The sequence below is a fragment of the Marinobacter changyiensis genome, assembly GCF_009193265.1.
In the GTDB taxonomy this organism is placed as follows: domain Bacteria; phylum Pseudomonadota; class Gammaproteobacteria; order Pseudomonadales; family Oleiphilaceae; genus Marinobacter; species Marinobacter changyiensis.
Genome location: NZ_VZZZ01000001.1, coordinates 232065 through 253204 on the forward strand (window position 1 = coordinate 232065; position 21140 = coordinate 253204).

Consider the following 21140-nt stretch of genomic DNA (forward strand, 5'->3'; position numbering starts at 1 on the left):
AACGTTCTGATACGCCGCGCGGTTGTACCATGATCGTTACGCTTAACAAATGCCCTCAGATACCACCCACCCTCTCAGCGGCGCTCCCCCGCCAGGCTTTTGCGGGCCTGTAACGCACGCTGTGTCTGCTTTGCCGCCTTTTTTTCAGTAATAAGTCTGGCCGCACCTCCGCCCACGTGAACTTCGCCGCGCTGTTGGGCCAGACGCATTTGCCGCTCCCGTTCGGCAAAGCGAGACTTCTGCTCCTCTGTCAAACCATGCAGACACTGATGGCAACTGACCCCCTGTTCGTACTCCGGGCGTTGCTTGTCGGCTTCGGTGATCGGCCGTCGGCAGGCATGGCACTGGTCGAAGTCACCGCGTTCCAGGTTATGATTCACCGTTACGCGGTCATCGAATACAAAACACTCACCCTGCCACAGGCTTTGCTCCTGGGGCACTTCTTCCAGGTATTTCAGAATACCGCCATGCAGGTGGTAGACCTCGTCAAAACCCTGCTCCTTCAGATAGGCGGTTGATTTCTCACACCGAATGCCGCCGGTACAGAACATTGCCACTTTCTTGTGCTTGTCCGGGTCGAGGTGCTCTTTCACGTATTGCGGGAATTCCCGGAAGGTGTCGGTGGCAGGATTAACGGCGTTCCGGAAACTGCCGATCTCCACTTCATACTGGTTACGGGTGTCGATCACCAGCACCTCGGGGTCTGAAATCAGCGTGTTCCAGTCTCTGGGTTGAACGTAGGTACCCACAATACGGCGCGGATCGATGCCATCGACGCCCATGGTGACAATTTCTTTCTTGAGTTTGACCTTGGTGCGCTTGAACGGCTGGATATCCACCAGGGATTCCTTGAAGTCGATGCCTTCAAATCGGTCATCGCTGGCCAGCCAGTGCTTGATGGTATCGATACCCTGGCGGCTTCCGGCAATTGTGCCATTGATGCCTTCTCGGGCGAGCAACAGCGTGCCGCAGACCTGGTGCTGCTGCATCAAATCGATCAGGGGCTGGCGAAGGGACTTGAAATCATTCAGCACTGCGAACTTGTAGAGTGCGCAGACAACAACGTCGTTCATGGTTTTCTCCTGCGGGCCGGACCGTAAATCCGGAGCATGGTTTGTTGGGCTGCCTCACGGCAGCGGTCAAATTTTAACCGATGGGTTTATTCAATCAAGCGGATGCCTTCTTTCTCGATCAGGATCAGGTGCTTTTTGTACAGTGCGCCGATGGCTTGCTTGAACACGCCCTTGCTGACATTGAAGGTGGAGTAGATCGCTTCCGGAGCGCTCTTGTCATTCAGCGGCAGAAAACCATTGCTGGCCTTGAGGGCATCAATGATCGACTCAGCGAATTCACTGACCTTGCCGTACCCGGGCTGGTAGAGGCTCAGCTCGACCTTGCCATCCTGTCGGATACGCCTGACATAACCGGCATGGGACTGACCCTTGCGCACGGGTTTGAAGAGCTGATCGTGGTAAAGCAAGCCCCAGAACTCGTGATTGATCACAGCTTTTACACCAAGGTCCGTGGTGTCGGCGATCACCAGGTTCACTTCATCGTTGTCTGACAGGCCTTCGGCCCTATCTTTTATAAAGCGGTTGAGTCTGGTGGTTGCCGCCAGGCGGCCGGTGTTGTCTTCATAGATATACACCAGGTAGGAGCGACCCTCCTGCATCTTCACGCCCTGCTCGGAGAACGGCACGAACAGATCTTTTGACAACCCCCAGTCAAGGAAGGCTCCCACGTCAGAAACCGACACCACTTTCAGCCACGCGCACTCATTAACCTGAGCCTTGGGCTTTTCCATGGTGGCAATCGGGCGGTCTTCCGAGTCCAGTGACACAAACACCATCAGCTTGTCACCCGGTTTGCAATCAGCGGGGACGTACTTGGTCGGCAGTAGCAGCTCGCCCATCGAACCGGCCTCCAGCCGGGCGCCGATGTCCTCGATACGTGAGACCTTCAAACGAGCATAGCGCCCAACGTCGATCATAGTAGCTCCGGTGGTCATCATTCAGTTGTCGTGGTGTCTGCGGGCGCGGGGCGTTTGCCCGGATTCGGTGGACGACGGCCTGGCGGCTTGGCGGAGGGCTTGCCCTGGCCGGATGTCCTGGCGCTGGGAGCACCGCTCTTGCCTGCCTTGCCCGCCTTGCCTGCCGCCTTACCCGCAGCTACCTTCTTCGCCCTGAGTTTACCGGGGGACAGCTTCGGCCGCTTGGGCTTTTTGGGCTTGGTGGTCTTTTTCAGTTTCGCAGTGGGCTCGGGGGAAACCGGCACATTGTGTTCTGGCTCGAAGCCATTGATGAAATCGCGGACTATCTTCTTCTTGAGCAACCGCTCGATCCCGCGCAATTCAACCACTTCATCATGACTCACCAGGGAGACGGCACGGCCTTTACTGCCGGCACGACCGGTACGACCGATACGGTGGATGTAGTCTTCCGCCACCTTGGGCAGATCCATGTTCACCACCAGCGGCAGACTCTCGATATCCAGGCCCCGCGCCGCCACATCGGTGGCCACCAGAATACCTATTTTGCCGGATTTGAAATCCTCCAGGGCCTTGTTGCGCATGGCCTGGGACCGGTCACCGTGGATCGCGGTACAGGAGATGCCATCGGCATGGAGCTCTTTTACCAGCTGGTCTGCGCCCTTTTTGGTTTTGACAAAGACCAGCGCCTGAAACCAGCCACGGGAGCGAATCAGGTGGCTCAGAAGCTCGCCCTTGCGCTTTTTGTCCACCGGGTGGAGGTTGTGCTGAACGGTAACGGCGGCCAGTTCCTTCGGGCTGACATCCACTTCCAGCGGATGCTCCATAAAACCGCGAGCCAGGGTGCGGATGTCTGCCGACAGTGTGGCCGAGAACAGCAGGTTCTGGCGCTTGGCGGGCAACAGATCAAGTATTTTCCGGATATCGGTAATAAAACCCAGGTCCAGCATCCGGTCTGCTTCATCGAGGATCAGCACTTCGAGTTGATCAAAGCGCACCGCGTTCTGGCGGTGAAGGTCCAACAGGCGTCCCGGAGTGGCCACCAGGATGTCCACACCCTTGCGCAGCTTCATCATTTGCGGATTGATGCGCACCCCGCCGTAAACCACTTCCGCGGTCAGTTCCATGTAACGACCATACAGCGCGACGCTGCTGCCAACCTGGGCTGCCAGTTCACGGGTGGGGGTAAGGATCAGCGCTCTTACAGAATTGCTGCGAACCGGCTCACCATGTTCGAGGCGATGCAACAACGGTAAGGTGAAGCCGGCAGTTTTGCCGGTGCCGGTCTGCGCGGCCGCCAGCATATCGCGGCCCTGAAGAATTCCGGGGATTGCCTGTAACTGGATTGGCGAAGGCTGCTTGTAACCACGCTCTTCAATGGCCTGAAGCAAAGGTTCGGATAACTGGAGCGCGGCAAAAGACATGATAAAACCCTGAAAGATGCGTACAGGCCACCCCGGGTCTCCGGGGCGGCCACAATAGGTGCGATTATACGGGTTTTACCGGCTGTTCGCGTAAGGGATACTGCGACTATTGCCCGGCGTTGGCCAATTCCCGCTTGACCACTGCCGAGAGCTGGCCCCAACCCGGTTGAGTCAGGCGAATGTTATCCACCATAACGGTAGGGGTACTGGTGACCCGAAGCTGCGTTGCCACTTCACGACTGCGGTTGACGGCCTCAAGATGAAGCTCCGATGTCATGCAGTTTCTAAAACGTCGTTCGTCCAGCTCCAGATCCCCCGCGTAGCGGGTAAACATATCCACTGCGGAATCGGTGGCACTCCACTCGGACTGGTTGTCAAACAGCTTATCGTGCATGGGCCAGTAGGCGTTCTGGTCACCGGCACACCGGGCTGCCAGCGCGGCTGGTACAGCGTTTTCATGCTGGCGCAACGGCAGGTCGTAATACACAAACCGCACATCGCCGGATTCCACAAATTCTGTTTTCAAGCGCTGGCTCGCGCTGGAAAATTGCGCACAGGCCGGGCATTGGTAATCGGCAAACTCACGCACCACGACGGGGGCATTTTCAGCTCCCACCGACACCCCGTACTGATCCAGCTGGGCGGGAAAGTCTCCGGCGTTTTCCGCCGCTTTTGGTAGAGAATCGGAGTCCTGGGACGGCGGCCGCGTGGCAAAAAAGACGATCACCAGAATGACCGCAAACGCAGAAACACCGGCGCTGACCCACAGTGGCTTCTTTTTTTCGACTTTGGTTTTAGGGGCCGGGGTGCCGGTCTCTTTACGACGTTTTGCTTCGCCCATGGGGACTCCTTTTGATTCATTACTTAAGAGGCTACTATCAGAACACGCTGATATTCAGGCGGCCTGGAAAAGTTCCGGGACCCATACTAACAGGAGCTACTATGTCAGTCCCTTCCTCTTTGAAAAACCGGCTTTCACTGCCGCTGATTGCCGCCCCGATGTTTTTGATCTCAGGCCCTGAAATGGCCCTGGCCTGCTGCAAAGCCGGTATTGTCGGCAGTTTTCCCGCCCTCAACCAGCGCACCAGTGAGGGCCTGGAAGAATGGCTGGTGACCATGAACACGGAGCTGGAGGCCTACAACAAGGCCCATCCGGACAAGTCCGCGGCGCCTTATGCCGTCAACCTCATCGTCCATAAAACCAACCCGCGCTGGCAGGCCGACCTGGAACTCTGCGCACAGCATAAAGTACCCATTATCATTACCTCCCTGGGCGCCGCCAGCCAGGTGGTTGAAGCCGTTCACGGCTATGGCGGCCTGGTTTTTCATGATGTCACCAACCAGAAGCATGCCCGCAAGGCAGCCGAAGCAGGCGTTGATGGCGTGATTGCGGTAGCCGCGGGCGCCGGCGGCCACGCTGGCACGGTTAACCCGATTGTGCTGGTCCATGAAATCCGGGCGGTGTTCGATGGCACTATTCTGCTGGCGGGCGCGCTATCCCACGGAGAAGACATCCTGGCGGCCCAGGCCATGGGCGCCGACCTCGCCTACATGGGCACCCGCTTTATCAACACCACCGAGTCCCAGGCCGAACCGGCCTATCAGGCCATGGTTATCGAAGCGGTATCCGGCGACATCATTCATACCCCGGCGGTTTCGGGCGTGCCCGCCAGCTTTATGCGCCAGAGCCTGGAAGCCGCTGGCTATCCCATGGACAAGCTTCATGAAGCGGCCGAGATGAACTACGGCGATAAACTCAAACCCGTTGATGACGAAGCCAAGGCCTGGAAAACCGTCTGGTCCGCCGGGCAAGGTGTGAGTGAGATCGTCGACGTGGTGCCGGTGAGGGAGCTAGTGGAACGGCTGACCGGTGAATACCGGGTTGCGAGGGAACAGTTGATAGCCGCAAGCGATTTCTAGTCCATAGGACGAAGGGATTCAGAACTTTCCGGCCTTATCGTTCCGTCTCCCTTCAGGTATGCTCGTTTGTTGTCCAGAACTCACCGTCAGTGTGCCGTGTCCGGTAGCCGGAGCGGTTACCGGGATTCCCCGGCCGACCGGGAGTGATGTCTTGCTCGATGCCTTTTTGCTGCCCCAGAGGGCTTGGCATATAAGCTGATCGTCTCAGCAGGAAGAACCCCATAGTGGCCTGCTCGACCAAGCCGGAATTCAGCAACTCATCAAGTAGTCTGGCGGGAGCGAACCCTTTGCCAGTGCGAATAACCAGGTTAAGCAGTCCGGTGCCGCCGTCTTCCGACAATGGCAGCAGCGCCGGCTCAAGGTTATCATCCAGAAATCTGGTATCCGTTAACCAGCTGTTGAGTACTTCCCTGGCGTCCGGGGATAACAGCAGTTCGACCAGTTCAGTGGTCTCCCAGCTTTGGAATCCATAGCGATGGAACACCGCTGTCATGATTCACTCTCACCGTACCTCAGGAGCAATCGCGCCCGAGGTCGTAGTATCCGCGCAAGAACGCGATAAAAAGATTTGGCGTCAGACTCAATCATATTTGGGACTGCATTCCCATAGTCGATTCAGGATCAGTTCGTAGCCGGAGACAAACCCCGGCCCGCGATCATCGGCTGCCGGAGGGGAGCTCAAGGCCGAGGGCGCTGATGGTAACACCTGTTAGGACATCGAGGGTGCCTTTTATTACTTTCTCTTCACATTCGTCACCCTCCTCACCCTTGTCAATCCCACGAGGGTAAGCTTGACTGAGTAGCTTTATTGATCGTGCTTTATCGTCATTCACCCGTTTGGCCAGAGCATCGGGTTATGAAAGATTTATGAACTTTCCAGTCGGAGTGACGTAAGGTTCTGAACAAACTCACAAAACGGGCGTAAAAAATGCTGGGATTTTTGAAGGGTGATCCACGCAAGAAACTGCAGAAAGAATATGAAAAGAAGCTGACGGAGGCCCTGCATTATCAGAGGAACGGGGACCTCCGAACCTACGCCACGCTGATGGAAGAGGCTGAAGCGATGTATGCCAGACTGCAGGAAATGGACAAGAAATAACGGGTAGGAATAAACCGGGAAAAGCTATTCCCGAGTCAGCTGCGCCAACAGTTGGTTGAGGCGCTCTACCTCCCGTCGGAGTTCCGTGACGTCGTCCAGAAGTTCCAGTGACATGGCGAGGCCGGGCAGGTTCAGCCTCAGATCCCGCTGCAGACGCTGGGCTTTTCGTAGCCGGGCCAGGGCGGGTAAATCAAACGACCACCGGTGTGCATCTCCGCCGTCGATGGGATCGATAACCCCGTAATTGACCAGCTTGATCACAAACTCTGCGTGCACTTCCCCATGTTCGCAGAGTTCACGCAAGGTGAATGTGGTTGTGCCGATAGTGTCTGCTTCCAGTATTGAACGGTTTTTTTTCATCGGTTCTCTCCACCTGTAACTGTCTTCCTCTCTGTCCACGCTCCCTGATCACGCGCGCCCCCGGAACTTTCTTCCTCGCAATAGCCTTCCTCACAATACGCTCGCCCAGAACCTCTTCACTTAAAGTGCACAGCTGTCAGGTCGGCAAGTGGCTGCGGGGATGAAACGATTTCTCTTCCTCCGCCAGTTGCTGATACAAGGCTTGCGCCTTTTCAGTGTGATGCTTCGGCATCGCGACCTGCAGAACCACAATCTGATCGCCGGGGTGCTTGCCTTGCAAACCCTTGCCCTTGAGGCGAAGCTTCTGACCGCTGGTGGCGCCTTTGGGTACCTTCAGGTTGACTGCAGAGCCCAGCGTAGGCACCTTGATGGAGGCGCCAAGGGCTGCCTCCGGGGCGGTGATCGGTAGCGTCATGGTAAGATCACGGCCGTTCACAGCGAACAACGGATGAGGGGCGAGTTCCACTTCGATAAACAGGTCGCCCGCACTGCCCCCGCCGATTCCTGGCGAACCCTGGCCCTTGAGCCGGATGTGCTGGCCGCTGGTCATGCCAGCGGGAATTTTCACATTCAGGGTTTTGCGCCGCCGGACGATTCGGCCCTGAGCATCAGCTTCGGTCACGTCGAACTGCACCTGCTTTTCGCAGCCGTTGTAGGCTTCCTCGAGGAACAGTGCCAGCCGGGCGTGAACGTCCTCTCCGCGCATCCGCATGTTATGTCGGAAACCCTGCCCGCCAGGCTGGCGAGAACCACGCCCTGCTCCGCCGAAGATGGATTCGAAGAAATCACTGAACTGTCCGGCATCGGCTTCGGTGTAACCGCCACCACCAAAATTCGAGGCACTCTGCCAACCCGGAGGCGGCTCGAAAGAGCCGTCGGAGCGGGCGCCGTATTTCCGGATCTGGTCGTACTCTGCGCGTTTTTCCGGATCTTTCAATACTTCGTAGGCTTCGCCAACATCCTTGAACTTGGCTTCAGCGTTGGTTTCCTTGCTGATATCCGGATGATACTTCCGCGCCAGCTTACGATAGGCTTTTTTGATCTCCTCAGGCGGCGCTGATTCGCTCACCCCAAGGGCAGCGTAATAATCTTTGAAGTCCATTATTCCCTCGCATCCGTTAATAACTCAAGCCAGACAAGGCCTTGAGCGACATTTTTCAATACCCATATAATTGATGCGATGCTTGAGAATACAAGGTAAGGCAGGCGGGGTGTTTGATCAGGATCAGGAAATGAACGACGCCCCGGCCAAGGCCGGGGCGTCGCAGAAACCGGGGACGGGAAGAATCAGTTCACTTTCGGGTTCAGTTCACCGCGCTCATAGCGGCCAAACATGTCTTCCAGGTTGATGACTTTTATCTTGCTTGCATTACCAGCGGTCCCGAACGCTTCGTAGCGTGCCAGACAGACGTCTGTCATGGCTTTCATGGATTCCTTCAGGTATTTGCGCGGATCAAATTCCGCCGGGTTCTGCGCCAGGAATCTGCGAATCGACCCTGTGCTGGCCAGGCGAAGGTCGGTGTCAATGTTGATCTTGCGAACGCCATGCCTGATCCCTTCGACAATCTCTTCTACCGGCACGCCGTAGGTCTCGGGAATCTCTCCACCAAATTCATTAATGATCTTGAGCCACTCCTGAGGCACGGAGCTTGAGCCGTGCATGACCAGATGGGTATCAGGAATACGCTTGTGAATCGCCTTGATCTGATCGATCGCCAGGATGTCCCCGGTCGGTGGCCTGGTGAACTTGTAGGCTCCGTGGCTGGTGCCAATGGCAATCGCCAGGGCATCAACCTGGGTCCGCTTGACGAAGTCCGCCGCTTCCTCAGGATCGGTCAGCATCTGACTGTGGTCCAGAATGCCTTCGGCACCGACGCCGTCTTCTTCACCGGCCTGTCCGGTTTCAAGAGAACCCAGGCAACCAAGCTCACCTTCAACCGACACACCACAGGCGTGAGCCATGTCAACGGTCCGGCGGGTGACATCAACGTTGTATTCGTAATCCGTCGGTGTTTTGCCATCTTCCCCCAGGGAGCCGTCCATCATCACTGAACTGAAACCCAGTTGGATAGAACGCTGGCAAATCGCGGGGCTGGTGCCGTGGTCCTGATGCATGACTACCGGGATATGAGGAAACTCCTCAATTGCGGCCAAAATCAGGTGCCGCAGGAAAGGCCCACCTGCGTATTTGCGGGCACCAGCAGATGCCTGAACAATCACCGGAGAGTCTGTTTTATCGGCAGCCTCCATGATGGCGCGCATTTGCTCAAGGTTGTTGACGTTAAACGCGGGCACACCGTACCCGTGCTCCGCGGCGTGATCCAGCAATTGGCGCATGGATATCAGGGCCATGGGAAATCTCCTCAGTTATTCAGTAAGCATACTGTTATCAGGCGGGGCCAGGCCCTACCCGCACATCGACGCTCAAGCGCCGCGTTGTTCCAGGATTGCGACGGCAGGCAGGGTTTTACCCTCCACAAACTCAAGGAATGCACCGCCTCCCGTTGAGATATAGGAAATCTTGTCGCTGATTCCATATTTGTCGACGGCGGCCACGGTATCACCGCCACCGGCCAAAGAGAACGCCGGACTTTCCGCAATGGCATCGGCCAGAGCTCGGGTGCCATTGCCGAATTGCTCAAACTCGAATACCCCGACCGGCCCGTTCCACAGTATGGTTTTGGCGGCTTTCAGCAACTGGGCAAATTCACCGGCGGTCCGGGGGCCGACATCCAGAATCATGTCGTCGTCGGCTACGTCGCTGATGTTCTTGATGGTCGCTTTGGCATCCTCGGAAAACTCCTTGGCCACCACCACATCGACCGGTAACGGAATATCGACCCTGGAGGAAATTTCACGGGCGGTGTCCAGCAACTCGTGTTCACACAAAGACTTGCCCACCGGATGTCCGGCGGCAGCGAGGAAAGTGTTGGCAATACCGCCGCCAACAATCAACTGATCACAGGTGCCGGAGAGTGCCGTCAGAACGTCCAGCTTGGAAGATACCTTGGAGCCTCCGACTATGGCCACCACTGGCTTGGCGGGATTGTCCAGAGCCTTGCCGAGGGCGTCCAGCTCGCGGGCCAGCAATGGGCCGGCGCAAGCTTCCGGGGCGAACTTCGCAACTCCGTGAGTCGAGGCCTGGGCGCGATGAGCCGTGCCGAAAGCGTCCATCACGAAGACATCGCACAAGGCGGCGTACTTCCTCGCGAGGGCTTCATCGTCTTTCTTCTCGCCCTTGTTGAAGCGCACGTTCTCGAACAGCACAACGTCACCGTCCGCCAGATGATCAACGCCGTCAAGATAGTCCTTTACCAGCCGTACGGTCTGACCAAGCAGGCCTGACAGGTAGTCAGCCACTGGCTGCAGAGAGGAGGCTTCATCAAAAACCCCCTCTTCCGGACGCCCCAGGTGAGACATCAACATGACTTTCGCACCGGCATCTCTGGCCGATTTGATCGTTTCAAGGGATGCGCGGATGCGGGCATCACTGGTCACATTGCCATCCTTGATGGGCACGTTCAGGTCTTCCCGGATCAGTACGCGCTTACCGGCGAGGTCCAGATCAGTCATTTTCTTGATGGTCATCAGGCTGTCCTTCCTTTATAGATGTTGAGGATTGAAATACCCCCGCTTCCAGAGAACTGGCAAACGCCTGTCCTGGCCGGCTGGTCAGTGCGGCGACAGGGACTGCTCCCCGGCCGCCAGCCAGCTGCGACTGACGTCCAGCATGCGATTGGCAAAACCCCACTCGTTATCAAACCAGCACAGCACCTTGACCATGCGCTCGCCGGTGACCCGGGTCTGGCCCCCATCAACTATGCCCGAACGCGGATCATGGTTGAAATCAGAACTGGCCAGCAGCTCGTCGGTGTAACCCAGAATACCCCGCAGCGGACCCGCGGCGGCCGTTTTGCGCAACAGGGCGTTAACCTCCGCCACGGTGGTGGCCGCACGGACATTCACCGTCATGTCAATCGCCGACACGTTCATGGTCGGCACCCGCATGGCGACCGAACTGAACCGTCCCTGCATGCCAGGCAGCAGACGCTCGATGCCTTTCGCCAGCCCGGTATCCACCGGCACAATGTTGTGCATGGCGCTGCGGGTGCGCCGCAGATCCTGGTGATGGTAGGCGTCGATGACCGGCTGGTCATTCATCGCGGCGTGGATCGTGGTCGTGCTGCCGTGCTCTACCCCGAAAGCCTCATCCAGAACCTTGATGACCGGTACAATGCAGTTGGTGGTACAGGACGCACTCGATACGATCCGGTCTGTATTCAACAGGTCGGCTTCGTTGATGCCGAACACCACCGTACGGTCCACATCCGGCTCCGCCGGCTGGGAAAACAGCAATCGTTTGGCTCCGGCACCCAGATGGACTTCCGCCATCGCGCGTTCGGTAAAAGCTCCCGAGCACTCCAGTACCAGGTCTATTCCGAGCAGGCCCCAGGGCAAGTGAGACGGGTCAGCCTGGCTGACCACCTCAATGCGGTCACCGTTGATCACCAACGTTTCATCATCGACCTGCACATCGCCCTGAAACCGGCCATGGGTAGAATCATAACGGGTAAGGTGCGCAATGGTGTCGATATCCGACAACTCATTGATTGCCACCACCTGCAAGTGTTCGCGGAAGCCGTTTTCGTAAAGCGCCCGCAACACACACTGACCAATGCGTCCGTAGCCGTTAATGGCAACCCGAAAGGGTGTCCTGTAAGCAGCCATCAGGCGTCCAGCAAGTCCTGTGCAACCGAAATCACATTATCAACCGTGAAGCCGAACTCCTTGAACAGCTCATCGGCAGGCGCTGATTCGCCAAAAGTGCTCATGCCGACCACACGACCGTCCAGACCCACATACTTGTACCAGTAGTCCTCAATGGCCGCTTCGATCGCGACACGATTGGTCACGTCCAGGGGCAGCACGTGCTGCTTGTACTTGGCGCTCTGGGCATCAAAAACATCCGTCGACGGCATTGAAACGACCCGGACTTTGCGGCCCTGCTCTCGCAGTGCAGTCGCAGCATCCTGGGCCAGGCCCACTTCAGAGCCCGTGGCGATGAAAATAAGATCCGGGGTGCCTTTGCTGTCAGACAGGATATAACCGCCTTTGGCGACACCGGACAACTGCTCCTCGTCGCGCTCCTGGTGAGGCAATGCCTGACGCGAGAAGACCAGCGCCGACGGCCCGTTCTTGCGCTCCAGTGCTGCTTTCCACGCCACCGCTGATTCCACCGCATCCGCCGGACGCCAGACACTCATATTCGGGGTGGTGCGCAGGCTGGCCAATTGCTCAACCGGCTGGTGGGTCGGACCGTCTTCGCCCAGACCGATGGAGTCGTGAGTAAACACCATGATGGTACGTTGCTTCATCAGTGCGGCCATACGCACAGCGTTACGGCAGTATTCCATGAAGATCAGGAAGGTCGCGCCGTAAGGCACAAAACCACCGTGCAGGGCGATGCCGTTCATGATGGCGGCCATACCGAACTCACGCACACCGTAATAGATGTAGTTGCCGCCAGCGTCCGCTTTTGAAACGCCCTTGCTGTCGCTCCAGATGGTCAGGTTGGAACCGGCCAGGTCTGCGGACCCGCCCAGCAATTCCGGTAACAGCGGGCCGTAGGCGTTCAGGGTATTCTGTGAGGCTTTGCGGCTGGCGATGGTTTCGCCTTTGGCCTGGCATTCCCGGATGTAGGCTCCGGCTTTGCCGGCGAAGTCTGCCGGCAGGTCACCCGCCATGCGGCGCTTGAATTCGGCAGCCAGTTCAGGCTCGGCCTTTTCATAGGCGGCGAACTGCTTGTCCCAGGCAGATTGGGCGTAGGCACCCTTCTCTTTGGCGTCCCACTTGGCATAGATTTCACTGGGAATCTCAAACGCGCCATGCTTCCAGCCCAGGTTCTCACGGGCTGCGACAATTTCGTCGTCTCCCAGCGGCGCGCCGTGACAGCTCTCGGTGCCCTGCTTGTTGGGTGCGCCAAAACCAATGATGGTCTTGCAGCAGATCATGGTGGGCTGGGTGGTGTTTGCGCGGGCCGTCTCGATGGCGGCTCGGACGGCACCGGCATCGTGGCCGTCAACTGCCGGAATGACCTGCCAGCCGTAGGATTCAAAACGTTTGGGGGTGTCGTCGGTGAACCAGCCTTCAACGTCGCCGTCAATGGAGATGCCGTTGTCGTCATAGAAGAAGATCAGCTTGCCCAGGCCCAGTGTGCCGGCCAGGGAACAGACTTCGTGGGAAATCCCTTCCATCAGGCAGCCATCGCCGAGGAATCCGTAGGTGTAGTGGTCCACGATCTCGTGTCCCGGGCGGTTGAACTGAGCCGCGAGACCGTTCTCCGCAATCGCAAAACCGACCGCGTTGGCGATGCCCTGGCCCAGCGGGCCGGTGGTGGTCTGAACCCCCGGCGTATAACCGTATTCCGGGTGGCCCGGGGTGCGGGAGTGAAGCTGGCGGAAGTTTTTGATGTCATCAATGGAGAGGTCGTACCCGCTGAGGTGCAGCAAAGAATATTGCAGCATGGAACCGTGGCCATTGGACAGCACAAAGCGGTCGCGGTTGGCCCAGTCCGGGTTGGCGGGGTTGTGGCTCAGGTAATCGTTCCACAGAACCTCGGCGATGTCCGCCATCCCCATCGGCGCACCGGGGTGCCCTGATTTCGCCTTCTGTACCGCATCCATGCTGAGCGCGCGAATGGCGTTGGCAAGTTCTTTACGAGATGGCATCAAAGATTTCTCCACTGACAACTGCACGAATTGAAGTGCCAAAAGGACACTGTTCAAAATTAAGGCGCGTATTTTCGCCGATTAGTGACCACTGGAGCAAATAAGACTGACACGAAAAACCTTGTGGATTGCCGAGACCCTATAAAAGAAGCATCAACTGAAGCCGGCCCGATAACTATATCAATTTTTTTTGATATTGCTATTGATCGCGCTGCAAACCCCCTCTACAATTCCGCCTATGAACCAACTAGCCCCCAATAATCTTGCTGTCCCGTTCTCTGTGGACACCCTGGCACCGATCTACAAGGCAAGCGGGGATGCCTTGCGCCTTGAGATTCTGCGGGTGTTGCGGCGGGACACGTTTGGTGTGCTGGAGTTAAGTCAGCTGTTTGATATGCGCCAGTCCGGCATGAGCCATCACCTGAAAGTGATGAGCAAGGCTGGTCTGCTGGAGCCCCAGCGGGAGGGCAATGCCATTTTCTATCGCCGCCCCCTGAACCTGGAAAGCGACAAACTGGCCGATCAGACCATCCGGCAGATTTTCGAGATGGTGGATCAGTTGCCTTTACCGCCTCATCTCCAGCAACGAATCGAAGCCATTCGTACCCAGCGGGCTGAGCAGTCCCAGGCGTTTTTTTCCCGGCATGCGGAGCAGTTCCGGGAACAGCAGGAGCTGATTGCAGCGTTTGAACTCTACGCCGGGCCAGTGGCCAGTCTGCTCCGCCAGCGGGCTAAAAAGCAAAAATGGCAATCTGCCCTGGAAATCGGACCGGGTGAAGGCGCGTTCCTGCCGGTATTGGCAGCGCTCTGCCCCCATGTGGTGGCACTGGATAATTCCAGGGACATGCTGGCGAAGGCCACCCGTACCTGTATCGATGAAAAGCTCAACAACGTTGACCTGATCGAAGGGGTCACCGATACCCTGCTCGACCGCGGCGATGCTTTTGACCTGGTAGTGGCGAATATGGTGCTGCACCACGTTCCCAGCCCTGCAGACATCCTGCTCGATGCAGCCGCGCTGATGAACGGCGGCGGATGCCTGGTGATCAGTGACCTGTGCAGCCACGACCAGGACTGGGCGACAGAAAATTGCGGTGATCTGTGGCTTGGCTTTGAGCCGGAAGAATTAACGGCCTGGGCCACCGAAGCCGGGCTGACGGCTGGAGAGTCCCTGTTCATCGGCCTGCGCAACGGCTTTCAGGTTCAGGTTCGGGAGTTCTGGAAGTCCTCCGGGGGCGGTTAAGCCGTCGTCCGGAAACAATATCAAAACATTTTGATACATGAAATTACAGTTTGTAACCGCCCAGGTCGAAGACCGGGCCATTTAATAAAAGAACCTATGTTCAAGTGCTCAAGAGGAGCTATACCCAATGTCTGATTACAGCGTTTTTACTTCCGAATCGGTCTCAGAAGGCCATCCTGACAAACTGGCGGACCAGATTTCCGACGCGGTTCTGGATGCCATCCTGGCCGAAGACCCCCACGCCCGTGTTGCCTGCGAAACCATGGTAAAAACCGGCGTCGCGATCGTCGGTGGTGAAATCACGACCTCCGCCTGGGTCGACCTGGAAGACCTGGTGCGCGGCGTCATCAAAGACATAGGTTATACCTCCTCCGACGTGGGCTATGATGGCGACACCTGCGGCATCATCAACATCATCGGCAAGCAGTCCGTCGACATCGCCCAGGGCGTTGACCGCCAGAAGCCGGAAGACCAGGGTGCCGGCGACCAGGGCCTGATGTTCGGCTACGCCAGCAACGAAACCGACGTGCTGATGCCGGCGCCGATCACCTTCTCCCACCGTCTGGTCCAGCGCCAGGCCGAAGCCCGCAAAAGCGGCCTGCTGCCATGGCTGCGCCCGGACGCCAAGAGCCAGGTTACCTGCCGCTATGAGAACGGCCGGGTTGCCGGCATCGAAGCCGTGGTACTGTCCACCCAGCACGATCCCGACGTCTCCCAGGCCGACCTGAAAGAGGCGGTGATGGAACTGATCGTCAAGCACGCCCTGCCGGCAGAGCTGCTGCACAAAGGCACCCAGTTCCACATCAACCCGACCGGCAAGTTCGTGATCGGTGGTCCGGTCGGCGACTGTGGCCTGACCGGCCGCAAAATCATCGTCGACACCTACGGTGGTATGGCCCGACACGGTGGCGGCGCGTTCTCCGGCAAGGACCCCTCCAAGGTTGACCGTTCCGCCGCCTACGCCTGCCGTTACGTGGCCAAGAACATCGTCGCCGCCGGCCTGGCCGACAAGTGCGAGATTCAGGTGTCCTACGCCATCGGCGTGGCGCAGCCGACTTCGATCTCCCTGAACACTTTCGGCACCGGCAAGATCGGCGACGACAAGATCATCGAACTGGTGCGCAAGAACTTCGACCTGCGACCCTACGCGATCACCAACATGCTCGACCTGCAGCACCCGATGTACCGGGCCACGGCTGCCTACGGCCACTTCGGCCGTGAACCTTTTGAAATGACCGTGAAGGGCGAGACGTTTACCGCCTTCCCGTGGGAAAAGACCGATAAAGCCGCCCTCCTGAAAGACGCAGCGGGCGCTTGATCGTACAGATTTACCGTTACACATTCTGACCTCACCAGGCCGCCATGTTAACGCGGCCCAGGGTCGCAACAGGAGAACACCATGAGCACTCCAGCAGAACAACTTAAGAACTTTTCCGATTACAAAGTCCGCGACCTCAGCCAGGCGGCTTATGGCCGCAAGGAAATAAACATCGCAGAAGGCGAAATGCCCGCCCTGATGGCGTTGCGCAACAAGTACAAAGCAGAGCGGCCTTTGGCCGGCGCCAATGTGATGGGCTGCATTCACATGACCATCCAGACCGCCGTGCTGATCGAGACTCTGGTGGAACTGGGCGCCAATGTGCGCTGGTCTTCCTGCAACATCTTCTCCACCCAGGACCACGCGGCCGCCGCCATTGCCGAGAGCGGTATTCCGGTGTTTGCCTGGAAAGGCGAAACCGATGATGAATACGACTGGTGTCTTGAGCGCACTGTCGGTGCCGATGTCGAGGGCTGGGAACCCAATATGATTCTGGACGACGGCGGCGACCTCACCGCCCTGCTCCATGAAAAGTACCCGGAGATCCTGAGCAAGTGCCACGGGGTGACCGAAGAGACCACCACCGGCGTACACCGTCTGCAGGAAATGCTGCGGGACGGCACGTTGAAAGTACCGGCCATCAACGTTAACGATGCGGTCACCAAAGCCAAGAACGACAACAAGTACGGTTGTCGTCACAGCCTGAACGATGCCATCAAACGCGCTACCGACCACTTGATGGCCGGCAAGAAAGCACTGGTCATCGGCTACGGCGATGTAGGCAAAGGTTCCGCGGCGTCCCTGCGTCAGGAAAGCATGATCGTCAAAGTCACCGAAGCTGATCCGATCTGCGCCATGCAGGCCTGCATGGACGGCTTTGAAGTGGTGTCACCCTATATCAATGGCATCAACACCGGCACGGAAGCAGGCATCAACAAGGCCCTGCTGCAGAACATTGACCTGTTGGTCACCACCACCGGCAACATGAATGTGTGTGATGCCAACATGCTCAAAGCCATCAAGAGCGGTGCCGTCGTGTGCAACATTGGTCACTTTGACAATGAGATCGACACGGCCTTTATGCGAAAAAACTGGGAGTGGGACGAGGTCAAGCCGCAGGTTCACGTGATTTATCGCGACAAGACTGTCAACGACCACCTGATTCTGCTGTCTGAAGGCCGGCTGGTGAATCTGGGCAACGCTACCGGCCATCCGTCACGGATCATGGACGGCTCTTTTGCTAACCAGGTATTGGCCCAGATGTATCTGTTCGAGCGCAAGTTTGCGGATCTGCCGGAAGATGCCCGCGCCAAGGGTGTGTACGTCCAGGTACTGCCCAAGCAGCTCGATGAGGAAGTAGCCCGTGCGATGGTAGAGGGCTTCGGCGGCGTGATGACCAAGCTGACACCGGAACAGGCGAACTACATCGGTGTACCGGTAGCTGGCCCGTTCAAGACTGACAGCTACAAGTACTGATTGATTGACTGACTGAGAGCCATCACATGCAATCCCAGAAGCAGTTCAAACGCCGGTTCAGCTTTGAGTTCTTCCCCCCCAAGACCGACAAGGGCAAGGAAAAACTCCAGGGTGTCCGGGACCAGCTCGCCGGGGTGCACCCGGATTTTTTCTCGGTCACCTTCGGTGCGGGCGGGTCTACACGCGACCGCACCCTGGAGACTGTGATCAACCTGCACAAACAGGGCATTTCCACGGCGCCGCATATTTCCTGTATTGGCTCCACCAAGGAAAGTATTGCGGAACTGCTGGACCTGTACCGGGAAAATGGCATCAACCGGATTGTCGCCCTGCGGGGCGACATGCCATCCGGCATGGGGTCGGCGGGGGAACTGCGCCATGCCAACGAGCTGGTAAAGTTTATCCGGGACCACTCCGGTGACGCCTTCAATATTGAAGTGGCGGCCTACCCTGAGTTTCATCCCCAGGCCCGCAATGCCGAGGAAGATCTGAAAAACTTCGCCCGCAAGGTGGAGGCTGGCGCCAACAGCGCCATCACCCAGTACTTCTTCAACATTGACAGCTACTTCTACTTTATTGACCGGCTGGAAAAGATGAACGTCACCGTTCCGGTGGTGCCGGGCATCATGCCGATCGTCAACTTTTCCAACCTGGTGCGGTTCTCAGACATGTGCGGGGCGGAGATTCCCCGCTGGATTCGCAAGCAGCTGGAAGCTTATGGCGATGACAGCGAGAGCATCCGGAAATTCGGCGAGGAAATGCTGACGGAGATGTGTGGCAAATTGCTGGACGCCGGTGTGCCTGGCTTGCACTTCTATACCCTGAACCAGGTGGAACCAAGCATCAGCATCTGGAAAAATCTGGGCCTGGGCGAGCGGGACAAAATTGCGTTCTAGGGGCGGACCCTAGCCAGGCGCTACAAACCGGGGAGCCTGTTCCCCGGTTCTTCCTGAAGCCCGGTCAATACGACTTTGCTCCCATCCCTGAAATTTGATTCCGCCCTTCATACCGACCATAGTCTAAACTTGATGGGTTGTAGCCAAACGCTACCCTTAAGTCACCGGACCTCGCGAATACCCACCCGAAGGTTCAATAATTAGAAAATCAAGGAGACAACATGACGAAGACATGGCTGAAAACCCTGGGCGCGGCTGTCGCCCTCTCGATAAGCACCACCGCACTTAGCGCGGAACCCCTGCGTGTAGCAACCGACCCCAGCTTTGTTCCTTTTGAAATGATGGACCAGGAAACCGGTGAAATGATCGGTTTTGACATGGAAATCATTGCGGAGGTGGCAAAACGCGCCGGTTTCGAATATGACCTCAACACGATGGATTTCAACGGCATCATCCCGGCCCTGCAGACAGGTAATATCGACATGGCAATCGCCGGCATCACCATCACCGAAGAGCGCGAAGAAATCGTCGATTTCTCAGACCCCTACTACGATTCAGGCTTGCGCATCCTCAAGCGCGCAGGCGATGACAGCATTTCCGAAGTAGGTGACCTGGAGGGCAAGAAAGTCGGCACCAAAATCGGTAGTACCAGCTACGATTACCTGGTAAAAAATCTTGACGACAACGATGGTGTCACGCCTTATCCGGGCAGCTCCGATATGTATATGGCGCTGATGCAAGGCAGTGTCGATGCGGTATTCTATGACGCCCCTAACGTGGGCTATTTTGCCCGCACCCGCGGCGAAGGCCAGGTAGAAACCGTTGGTCAACTTTACGAAGGCCAGCAATACGGCATTGCGTTGAAAAACGGCAGCGAGTGGGTTGACGACGTCAACGAGGCGCTCGCCGCCATGAAGGAAGATGGTACCTACGAGACCATCTATGAGAAGTGGTTTGGACCCATGCCTGACGCCAACTAGAGGCCTCAGTCCACGCTAGTGCGCCGGGAGTGGTCCCGGCGCGCCTTCCACTTCGCCAGGAGAACCCATCGTGGAGTTCCAGTTTCAATTCGACTGGCAGGCGGCAATCGACTCGATTCCGTTTCTGCTCAAAGGTATTCCGTACACCCTTCTGATTTCTTTCGGCGGCCTGGCCATCGGCTTTGCCCTGGGCATCTTTTTCGGTTTGCTCAGCATCAACAAGAAGTGGTTTCTGCGCTGGCCGGCAACGGCCTATATCGAAATTTTCCGGGGCACCCCTATTCTCGTGCAGGTGCTGTTTATCTTCTATGGCCTGCCAGATCTGATCGGCAGCCCGATTGATCCGCTGGCGGCGGGTATTGCTGCAATTGCGCTGAACTCCGGCGCGTACATTTCCGAAGTTGTGCGCGGCGGCGTGCAGTCCATTGACAAGGGCCAGTCCGAAGCCGGTCTGTCGCTCGGGCTGTCACGGTCCCAGACCTTCTGGTCGATTGTCTGGCCCCAGGCGTTTCGCCGCATGATCCCGCCGCTGGGCAACCAGGCCATTGTCAGCATCAAGGACACGTCACTATTTTCGGTTATCGGTGTCGGGGAATTGGTTCGTCAGGGCCAGGTCTACATTGCCAACACGTTCACCGCTTTTGAGGTCTATTTCGTGGTGGCCATCATGTACCTGTGCATCACTCTGTCCCTGTCGATGTTGCTGCGCTTTGTCGAGCGTCGCGGTCTGGCATCCACCTGAGGAAGGCGACTCTAATGACTGACATTGTATCCATGCAGCGCCTGAACAAATATTTTGGCGATCTTCATGTATTGAAAGACATCGACCTGACCGTAAAGCAGGGCGAGGTCGTGGTTATCATCGGGGCCAGTGGCTCCGGCAAATCGACGCTGATTCGCTGTGTAAATGGCCTCGAGGAATATGAATCCGGGGAGCTCACAGTAGACGGTGAAAAGCTCGCTCCCAAGGGCGGCAGTCAGAAAGCCCTGGCGACCATCCGTAAAGAGGTCGGCATGGTGTTTCAACAGTTCAACCTGTTCCCCCACCTCACGGTGCAGATGAACATCATGCTGGCGCCGATGAAAGTGAAGGAGGCGTCCAAGTCCGCTGCGGCAGAAACGGCCGTGCGGCTTCTTGACCGGGTGGGCATCGGAAGCCAGGCCGACAAATACCCCAGCCAGCTTTCCGGCGGCCAACAGCAACGGGTGGCCATTGCCCGGGCGTTGGCGATGGAGCCCCGGCTGATGCTGTTTGATGAGCCTACTTCGGCACTGGACCCGGAGATGATCGGCGAGGTGCTCGATGTGATGCGCAAACTGGCCAAGGAGGGTATGACGATGATGGTGGTGACCCACGAGATGGGCTTTGCCCGGGAAGTGGCTGACCGCGTCATTTACATCCACGAGGGCCAGATTGTTGAGGAGGGTAAGCCGGAAGATGTGTTTGATAACCCTCAGAATGAGCGGACCCAGTCGTTTTTGTCTCGGGTTTTGAAGCACTGACTTTACTTTAAAGCATGCGCCAGGGTCAGGCGATGTTCTCCCAGACACGCCGTGGATACTTCCCTGTAGGCTCTCTGTTGCCATCCCTGGCAACAGAAGGTCTGGGAGAACATCACCCGACCTCGGCTTCCGGGGTTAATACCAATGCAGCAAAAAATCCCCTCTTTGTGTGTATACCGATCTCACCTGATGAACAGCTCGATTCG

20 protein-coding genes are annotated in these 21140 nt (G+C 57.4%); 9 read left to right on the forward strand and 11 right to left on the reverse strand.

The features are described from left to right. Nucleotides 1-74: 74 nt before the first annotated feature. The 4 genes from trhO to F6Y09_RS01265 all read right to left on the reverse strand — a co-directional run bounded on the left by trhO (nucleotide 75) and on the right by F6Y09_RS01265 (nucleotide 4252). Nucleotides 75-1073, reverse strand: coding sequence for an oxygen-dependent tRNA uridine(34) hydroxylase TrhO (trhO, locus tag F6Y09_RS01250; protein WP_152205111.1), 999 nt, complete (start codon nucleotides 1071-1073; stop codon nucleotides 75-77). A gap of 86 nt (nucleotides 1074-1159) precedes the next feature. Then, complete coding sequence (locus F6Y09_RS01255) at nucleotides 1160-1990, reverse strand: CvfB family protein (protein WP_152205937.1); 831 nt, start codon at nucleotides 1988-1990, stop codon at nucleotides 1160-1162. A 17-nt stretch (nucleotides 1991-2007) separates the two neighbouring features. Continuing rightward, complete coding sequence (locus F6Y09_RS01260) at nucleotides 2008-3411, reverse strand: DEAD/DEAH box helicase (RefSeq protein WP_152205112.1); 1404 nt, start codon at nucleotides 3409-3411, stop codon at nucleotides 2008-2010. Nucleotides 3412-3517: 106 nt separating this feature from the next. Continuing rightward, nucleotides 3518-4252, reverse strand: a complete 735-nt coding sequence (locus tag F6Y09_RS01265) for a DsbA family protein (RefSeq protein WP_152205113.1) — start codon at nucleotides 4250-4252, stop codon at nucleotides 3518-3520. A 101-nt stretch (nucleotides 4253-4353) separates the two neighbouring features. Here F6Y09_RS01265 and F6Y09_RS01270 point away from each other — a divergent pair, with 101 nt between their 5' ends. Continuing rightward, entirely contained in the window at nucleotides 4354-5331 is a 978-nt protein-coding gene (locus F6Y09_RS01270; protein WP_152205114.1) for an NAD(P)H-dependent flavin oxidoreductase, read from the forward strand. Nucleotides 5332-5383: 52 nt separating this feature from the next. Here the strand turns inward: F6Y09_RS01270 and F6Y09_RS01275 are convergent, their stop codons facing one another. Beyond that, nucleotides 5384-5824, reverse strand: coding sequence for a hypothetical protein (locus F6Y09_RS01275; RefSeq protein ID WP_152205115.1), 441 nt, complete (start codon nucleotides 5822-5824; stop codon nucleotides 5384-5386). 435 nt (nucleotides 5825-6259) lie between these two features. Here F6Y09_RS01275 and F6Y09_RS01280 point away from each other — a divergent pair, with 435 nt between their 5' ends. Next, nucleotides 6260-6430: a DUF6435 family protein gene (locus F6Y09_RS01280; RefSeq protein WP_152205116.1), complete on the forward strand. Its 171-nt coding sequence runs from the start codon at nucleotides 6260-6262 to the stop codon at nucleotides 6428-6430. Nucleotides 6431-6454: 24 nt separating this feature from the next. On the opposite strand, the gene F6Y09_RS01285 is transcribed toward F6Y09_RS01280, so the two are convergent. The 6 genes from F6Y09_RS01285 to tkt all read right to left on the reverse strand — a co-directional run bounded on the left by F6Y09_RS01285 (nucleotide 6455) and on the right by tkt (nucleotide 13518). After that, nucleotides 6455-6790, reverse strand: a complete 336-nt coding sequence (locus F6Y09_RS01285) for a chaperone modulator CbpM (protein ID WP_152205117.1) — start codon at nucleotides 6788-6790, stop codon at nucleotides 6455-6457. 136 nt (nucleotides 6791-6926) lie between these two features. Then, the gene (locus tag F6Y09_RS01290) at nucleotides 6927-7892 is read right to left on the reverse strand and encodes a DnaJ C-terminal domain-containing protein (protein ID WP_152205118.1); all 966 of its coding nucleotides are present in this window, start codon (nucleotides 7890-7892) and stop codon (nucleotides 6927-6929) included. 185 nt (nucleotides 7893-8077) lie between these two features. Then, the gene (fba, locus tag F6Y09_RS01295; protein WP_152205119.1) at nucleotides 8078-9142 is read right to left on the reverse strand and encodes a class II fructose-bisphosphate aldolase; all 1065 of its coding nucleotides are present in this window, start codon (nucleotides 9140-9142) and stop codon (nucleotides 8078-8080) included. 72 nt (nucleotides 9143-9214) lie between these two features. Then, a complete protein-coding gene (locus F6Y09_RS01300; RefSeq protein WP_152205120.1) occupies nucleotides 9215-10378 on the reverse strand; it encodes a phosphoglycerate kinase in 1164 nt (387 codons plus the stop codon). Nucleotides 10379-10462: 84 nt separating this feature from the next. After that, the gene (gene gap, locus F6Y09_RS01305) at nucleotides 10463-11518 is read right to left on the reverse strand and encodes a type I glyceraldehyde-3-phosphate dehydrogenase (protein ID WP_152205121.1); all 1056 of its coding nucleotides are present in this window, start codon (nucleotides 11516-11518) and stop codon (nucleotides 10463-10465) included. Next, complete coding sequence (tkt, locus tag F6Y09_RS01310; RefSeq protein ID WP_152205122.1) at nucleotides 11518-13518, reverse strand: transketolase; 2001 nt, start codon at nucleotides 13516-13518, stop codon at nucleotides 11518-11520. The genes gap and tkt overlap by 1 nt, the downstream gene beginning before the upstream one ends. Before the next feature lie 238 nt (nucleotides 13519-13756). Here tkt and F6Y09_RS01315 point away from each other — a divergent pair, with 238 nt between their 5' ends. The 7 genes from F6Y09_RS01315 (at nucleotide 13757) to F6Y09_RS01345 (ending at nucleotide 20934) form a co-directional block, all read left to right on the forward strand. Then, on the forward strand, nucleotides 13757-14761 hold the full coding sequence (locus F6Y09_RS01315) for a metalloregulator ArsR/SmtB family transcription factor (protein WP_152205123.1): 1005 nt from the start codon (nucleotides 13757-13759) through the stop codon (nucleotides 14759-14761). 127 nt (nucleotides 14762-14888) lie between these two features. Beyond that, nucleotides 14889-16079: a methionine adenosyltransferase gene (metK, locus tag F6Y09_RS01320; RefSeq protein WP_152205124.1), complete on the forward strand. Its 1191-nt coding sequence runs from the start codon at nucleotides 14889-14891 to the stop codon at nucleotides 16077-16079. A gap of 81 nt (nucleotides 16080-16160) precedes the next feature. Then, the gene (gene ahcY, locus F6Y09_RS01325) at nucleotides 16161-17555 is read left to right on the forward strand and encodes an adenosylhomocysteinase (protein ID WP_152205125.1); all 1395 of its coding nucleotides are present in this window, start codon (nucleotides 16161-16163) and stop codon (nucleotides 17553-17555) included. A gap of 26 nt (nucleotides 17556-17581) precedes the next feature. Next, a complete protein-coding gene (gene metF / locus F6Y09_RS01330; RefSeq protein WP_152205126.1) occupies nucleotides 17582-18451 on the forward strand; it encodes a methylenetetrahydrofolate reductase [NAD(P)H] in 870 nt (289 codons plus the stop codon). 221 nt (nucleotides 18452-18672) lie between these two features. After that, nucleotides 18673-19431, forward strand: coding sequence for a transporter substrate-binding domain-containing protein (locus F6Y09_RS01335; protein WP_152205127.1), 759 nt, complete (start codon nucleotides 18673-18675; stop codon nucleotides 19429-19431). 70 nt (nucleotides 19432-19501) lie between these two features. Continuing rightward, on the forward strand, nucleotides 19502-20173 hold the full coding sequence (locus tag F6Y09_RS01340) for an amino acid ABC transporter permease (protein ID WP_152205128.1): 672 nt from the start codon (nucleotides 19502-19504) through the stop codon (nucleotides 20171-20173). Between the two features lie 14 nt (nucleotides 20174-20187). Further along, nucleotides 20188-20934 carry an amino acid ABC transporter ATP-binding protein gene (locus tag F6Y09_RS01345; RefSeq protein ID WP_152205129.1) on the forward strand — a complete coding sequence of 249 codons (747 nt, stop codon included), beginning with the start codon at nucleotides 20188-20190 and terminating at the stop codon, nucleotides 20932-20934. Nucleotides 20935-21140 lie beyond the last annotated feature (206 nt).

What these genes read in the sequence shown, in the direction of transcription:
- trhO (WP_152205111.1), bottom strand. Translation starts at nt 1,073, where the DNA reads ATGAACGACGTTGTTGTCTGCGCACTCTACAAGTTCGCAGTGCTGAAT.
- F6Y09_RS01255 (WP_152205937.1), bottom strand. Translation starts at nt 1,990, where the DNA reads ATGATCGACGTTGGGCGCTATGCTCGTTTGAAGGTCTCACGTATCGAG.
- F6Y09_RS01260 (WP_152205112.1), bottom strand. Translation starts at nt 3,411, where the DNA reads ATGTCTTTTGCCGCGCTCCAGTTATCCGAACCTTTGCTTCAGGCCATT.
- F6Y09_RS01265 (WP_152205113.1), bottom strand. Translation starts at nt 4,252, where the DNA reads ATGGGCGAAGCAAAACGTCGTAAAGAGACCGGCACCCCGGCCCCTAAA.
- F6Y09_RS01270 (WP_152205114.1), top strand. Translation starts at nt 4,354, where the DNA reads ATGTCAGTCCCTTCCTCTTTGAAAAACCGGCTTTCACTGCCGCTGATT.
- F6Y09_RS01275 (WP_152205115.1), bottom strand. Translation starts at nt 5,824, where the DNA reads ATGACAGCGGTGTTCCATCGCTATGGATTCCAAAGCTGGGAGACCACT.
- F6Y09_RS01280 (WP_152205116.1), top strand. Translation starts at nt 6,260, where the DNA reads ATGCTGGGATTTTTGAAGGGTGATCCACGCAAGAAACTGCAGAAAGAA.
- F6Y09_RS01285 (WP_152205117.1), bottom strand. Translation starts at nt 6,790, where the DNA reads ATGAAAAAAAACCGTTCAATACTGGAAGCAGACACTATCGGCACAACC.
- F6Y09_RS01290 (WP_152205118.1), bottom strand. Translation starts at nt 7,892, where the DNA reads ATGGACTTCAAAGATTATTACGCTGCCCTTGGGGTGAGCGAATCAGCG.
- fba (WP_152205119.1), bottom strand. Translation starts at nt 9,142, where the DNA reads ATGGCCCTGATATCCATGCGCCAATTGCTGGATCACGCCGCGGAGCAC.
- F6Y09_RS01300 (WP_152205120.1), bottom strand. Translation starts at nt 10,378, where the DNA reads ATGACCATCAAGAAAATGACTGATCTGGACCTCGCCGGTAAGCGCGTA.
- gap (WP_152205121.1), bottom strand. Translation starts at nt 11,518, where the DNA reads ATGGCTGCTTACAGGACACCCTTTCGGGTTGCCATTAACGGCTACGGA.
- tkt (WP_152205122.1), bottom strand. Translation starts at nt 13,518, where the DNA reads ATGCCATCTCGTAAAGAACTTGCCAACGCCATTCGCGCGCTCAGCATG.
- F6Y09_RS01315 (WP_152205123.1), top strand. Translation starts at nt 13,757, where the DNA reads ATGAACCAACTAGCCCCCAATAATCTTGCTGTCCCGTTCTCTGTGGAC.
- metK (WP_152205124.1), top strand. Translation starts at nt 14,889, where the DNA reads ATGTCTGATTACAGCGTTTTTACTTCCGAATCGGTCTCAGAAGGCCAT.
- ahcY (WP_152205125.1), top strand. Translation starts at nt 16,161, where the DNA reads ATGAGCACTCCAGCAGAACAACTTAAGAACTTTTCCGATTACAAAGTC.
- metF (WP_152205126.1), top strand. Translation starts at nt 17,582, where the DNA reads ATGCAATCCCAGAAGCAGTTCAAACGCCGGTTCAGCTTTGAGTTCTTC.
- F6Y09_RS01335 (WP_152205127.1), top strand. Translation starts at nt 18,673, where the DNA reads ATGACGAAGACATGGCTGAAAACCCTGGGCGCGGCTGTCGCCCTCTCG.
- F6Y09_RS01345 (WP_152205129.1), top strand. Translation starts at nt 20,188, where the DNA reads ATGACTGACATTGTATCCATGCAGCGCCTGAACAAATATTTTGGCGAT.